The sequence below is a fragment of the Bacteroidales bacterium genome (assembly GCA_041671145.1).
Classification (GTDB): domain Bacteria; phylum Bacteroidota; class Bacteroidia; order Bacteroidales; family JAHJDW01; genus JAQUPB01.
This window is the reverse complement of sequence record JBAZBZ010000089.1, coordinates 1-2,560: the sequence shown is the minus strand read 5'-3', so window position 1 is coordinate 2,560 and position 2,560 is coordinate 1. Positions and strand designations below refer to the sequence as shown.

Below are 2,560 nucleotides of genomic sequence, written 5' to 3'. Positions count from 1 at the left end.
AATAAGGTGTCAAACGCTCAGCGGAACGAATCTAACCTACTGCGGAGCGAAGTTCCCTTGAGTAAACATATACCCAGCTTGAGATTGCGTACGGAACGTCGTATCAGAGGGAAGCCACTGTTTTCGAAGTCACTGAATTTTTCTACATAGTCTGCTCTGACGAATCGGAGACAAGCCCCCCGAGCAATATTGTGTCGGTGAATATTCCGGCAGGAACGTAAGTTTTGGAAAATCCCCCCTACCCCCCTTTTTCAAAGGGGGGATGTTTATCAATTATGTCGGTAAATATTCCGGCGGGAACATAAATTAATTATCAAGAGAAATCCCCCTTTTCCGAAATCAGGAAAGGGGGGATTGTTTTCAAGTTGTTAAAATGAATTTATTAATCATTTTTATTTTCAAATTGCTCTGCCAATTTATTTATCTTGGGTTGAAAAAACCAAATTCCAATCGGAAAAACTAATAGCAAGATGAAATTAATAACTGACATTACGCAACAGCGATAGTAATATCAGGATACATTTTTTTCAAATTTTCAAGTTCTTTGAAAGCTGACTGAAGTGCCTTCATATAAATTTTTGCTTTCAGAGCAAAATGATTGCATTTACTTACTTGTTTCAATAATTCAATTTTATAATAAGCTACCATCGAAGCAAAAAAATGATTACTTTGCGTTACCACTGTCTTAGTCGGTGATTTTTCCAGTGATGCATTTTGTTTCAATGACTTATGATACTCCTCAACTTTCCACCTTCTCTTGTAGATTGTTGTTATGAGATCGTAATCAAGCGTTGAATCACTTGTAACAAGATACAAAATACCTGTGCTTCCGTCAGCGTTTGCGAAGACTTGTTTTAGCAACAGCATAGGAAAATCTACTCCTTCAAGATAGATTTCCCTAACGGTATTTGGCTCTATTTGCACGGTTGGCAATGCCTGATAACGACCATTTAGTTTATCAGTCTTGTTTAGAGCAACTTTTCTGTTACTCTTCAACGGCATTACAAAGTCACGCTCAATGTTCTTTTTGATGAACATCATGTTTTCGGCTGAACTGTACCAAACATCGCTGATAACAAAGCGGAATATGATACTGTTTTGCTTGCAAGATACAAGCATTTCCCGGAAATACTCGTTCTTTGTCTTCGGGCTTATTCTTTTTTGCTTGCCCGTTTTTTTGTCGGTTACCAACTCAGTTTTGGCTACCAACTGGTATGTTACAGGTATTGTAAGTCCATTGCTATAATATATAGCTGTCAAGAAGTTAATCCCCTTGATACTTCTATCTTTGCAATGGTCATAATGCCAGCATATTATATCGTTCTCGTCAGTATAAGGTTTTTCCTCTATACTGTCGTCAATGATGATAACTCCATCATCGGATTCAATTTGGCGGATTGTCTTTTTGACTATTAACCAATAATCCTTTGGCGTTAGAAGCTCCTTGGATAACAAGCGGGTTATTGAATCATGACTGATTTCTCCTTCCAGAAGATTCGATAGTCCTGTGGCACTTGTTTGACCAAATGAGCTAATCAAATAGTCACTGTAAAGTTCGAGAAGATTTGGTTTCATCATAACCTCTTTTATACTGCTTCTCAAACTTAACAAATTTTCCTATTTTTGCGTAATGTCAGTTAATAAAATAATCTTTTAAAGCAATTCCTTTATTTAATAAAATTTTTGTAATATTTTTCGATATAAAAAAAATAGTATAGTATAAGCAAAATGCTATTAGTAATTCGAAAAAACTAAATATAATTATCATTTCATCAGGAATCGTATGTGTAGGTGTGATAAATAAATAATAATTCAATAATAATGTACTAATTATTGCTAACAAATAACAAAAAATGAGAAAAATGAATCCTTTGATAGATGAATTTGTTCTTTTAATAAAAAATATTAAAACAGCAAAATAAAAATATATTATCAATAAAATATAACTATGTAAAACTAAATGATATATATCAAAATTATCATAATAATCGGAATTATTGAAAATATCAAATATTATCAAAGGCATAAATGTAAAACAAAAAATAGCCCAATGTTTTATTTTTAAAAATTTAAATAACATAAATTTGTCCTTAACTATTTTCAAGTTGTTAAAATGAATTTATTAATCATTTTTTTTCAAATTGCTCTGCCAATTTATTTATCTTGGGTTGAAAAAACCAAATTCCAATCGGAAATATTATCAACCATATAAGATTGATAATATAATCATTAATAATTACATCCCTATTTAATATTAGCTTTGTTAGATTTTTTGCAATAAAAATAATAGGATAATAAAAACAAAATATTAATGGAATTTGAAATAAAGTCATTATTGGAATTAAAACAGTTGGTATTATTTGAGTATTCGAAAAAATTAAATAACATATTAATACTATGAAATAAACTAAAGAAAAAAGGAAACAAAAATATAGTTTATAAAATCCTTTTAAAGATGTGTTTATTTTCTTAATAAGTATTGCTAATATAATAAGATAGAAATAATATATCAAAATACTAATACCAGAAAAAAAATAAATGTATAAAGAATATTCTCCCG

1 protein-coding gene is annotated in these 2,560 nt (G+C 30.5%); it reads right to left on the bottom strand.

Going from position 1 to position 2,560, the window contains the following annotated elements:
- Positions 1-489: 489 nt before the first annotated feature.
- The gene (locus WC223_14065) at positions 490-1,578 is read right to left on the bottom strand and encodes a transposase (GenBank protein ID MFA6925366.1); all 1,089 of its coding nucleotides are present in this window, start codon (positions 1,576-1,578) and stop codon (positions 490-492) included.
- Positions 1,579-2,560: the final 982 nt, after the last annotated feature.